The organism is Neobacillus sp. NPDC058068, from assembly GCF_042885335.1.
Classification (GTDB): domain Bacteria; phylum Bacillota; class Bacilli; order Bacillales; family Cytobacillaceae; genus Neobacillus.
The window spans coordinates 1-1,863 of sequence record NZ_JBHVSI010000050.1 but is presented as its reverse complement, the minus strand read 5'-3'; the positions used below and the strand labels follow the sequence as shown (position 1 = coordinate 1,863).

Sequence of the window (1,863 nt, the reverse complement as noted above, 5' to 3'; positions counted from 1 at the left end):
TGGGGGCTTGATTATACTTACTTTTTATTCAAGTAACGGGTGCATTAGTTGAACAGCGGGGTTGCTGCGGCGATCCTGTTTTTATTGAGCTAAAGGACAGGTTAGTGCAAGAAGGAAATAGGATATTTAACTCCGAATATATTAAGAATAAGCAATTTTATTTAAAGGGCTTTGAACAAGGATGGAGTATTAGGATGGCAATTCTTATTGGAGTAATTACTGGATTCTTATACCTTTTTTTAATGAACAAATTAGTCGAGATATCAATGGACTTCTTTGAAAAAAAGGGTGTTAAAGACCATTGTTTAAAGGTTCTTCCATCATTATCGTTTATATTTCTTACAAGTTTATTTATAGGCTTTTATCTTCCTGAACCGATAAAAGAATATACCGGAGTTTTTCGTATATTCACTTATTGTAGTGGTGTTGGATTATTATTAATCTTATTTTCTTTCATTATAGTGAAATCTATATGCCCATCGTTATATAAAAAATTATTCGAATGAACAGATGGTGCTTATTCAAGTAACGGGTGCTTGAGTTGAAGAACCAGCTAAGCCATTCCTGGTCAGCTTTTTATTGTAAACTAACGTTTACAGGATAGAGAAGGAAGTAGAAATAAAATTCCCTTGCTCTTTGCTGCTACATTTGAGGTTGATTTTATAGTAAAGAGGCACTTCTTTGAAAAAGATTTTATTAGGGTTAGTAGTTAGTATGACGATTCTTTTTTTATATTTATATCAATTGCCCATTATGACTACAGGTGAAGCGATAATCAAAGCGGAAGAACACTTGAAAAATCCTCCAGAAGAATGGAAAAAATCAGATACATATCTGGAGTTAAAAGAAATTCCACCAGATAATATAAGAGCCTCTTTAAATCAAAAGCGTGGATTTTGGAATGAACTAACGAATAGAAAACAGTGGGAGGTTACAATTAAATTTAATGGTAAAGAACCAACCGTTATTATGGATGCCTACACTGGAAAATTTATCTGATTTATATGGACCGATGAATTAGTATTACTTATACTTTTTTGTGACTATGCCAGTTATTATTATAGGAAGATTAGGAAAGATAATCATTCTTTTAGAAGAAAATAAAAAAGAGAGGGTTATAGGGATTAATAATCGACTTAAAAAACTACTTTTATTAAGTTTCTTGTTGAACTAGTTGGAACTTATGATGAATATGGGCTTGCTGGAGCGGTCCCTTTTCTTATTGCACTACCATGAAAATTAACTTCTTTAATAAAGTGAAAAAGGCAATACTGAAGAAGACGCAGCTCATTCGTTTTTTAAAAAAGGGGAGAGCGCCAATATCATGGAGCTATGGTAATAATGTTAACTGGATTAGGAAGCTTTAGGTTCTTCTAACGTAACGGTGTATCCTAAACTTTCGAGTCGTCTCAGTGAATGCCGAACGATAGATTGTTGTCTCTGCTTGTCAAAGTAGTCTTCGCCTAAGTCTACATACAATTCTTTTCGGGTTAAGAGATAATAAGAGATACGTAACATTGCATGAGCGACTACAATACCAGCACGTTTCTTACCCTTTCGGGATGCTGTACGTCTATATAGTGCTCCGAGATAGTTTTTGGATCCTCTTACTGAATGAGCTGCTTCCGTTAACGCCGATCTTAAATACTTATTTCCTTTTTTAGTTTTGGCTGATTTTCTTTTTCCAGCGCTTTCATTTTGCCCAGGAACTAATCCTGCCCAAGAACACATATGAGCTGCAGTGGGGAATTGTTTCTTCACATCAGTCCCAATTTCGGATAGAATTTGCTCAGCCATTCTGGTTGCTATACCAGGAATCGAATCCAATCGTGATACATCTTCTTGATGAGAGCTGACTCTGTC

Annotated in this window: 2 protein-coding genes; one reads left to right on the top strand and one right to left on the bottom strand. The window is 34.9% G+C overall.

The window, feature by feature from the left end; all coding sequences use genetic code 11:
• Nucleotides 1-681 precede the first annotated feature (681 nt).
• Nucleotides 682-999, top strand: coding sequence for a PepSY domain-containing protein (locus ACFVSW_RS27860; RefSeq protein WP_387319871.1), 318 nt, complete (start codon nt 682-684; stop codon nt 997-999).
• Nucleotides 1,000-1,353: 354 nt separating this feature from the next.
• On the opposite strand, the gene ACFVSW_RS27855 is transcribed toward ACFVSW_RS27860, so the two are convergent.
• On the bottom strand, nt 1,354-1,863 hold a 510-nt coding region (locus ACFVSW_RS27855; RefSeq protein ID WP_387319870.1), incomplete at its 5' end, for a transposase.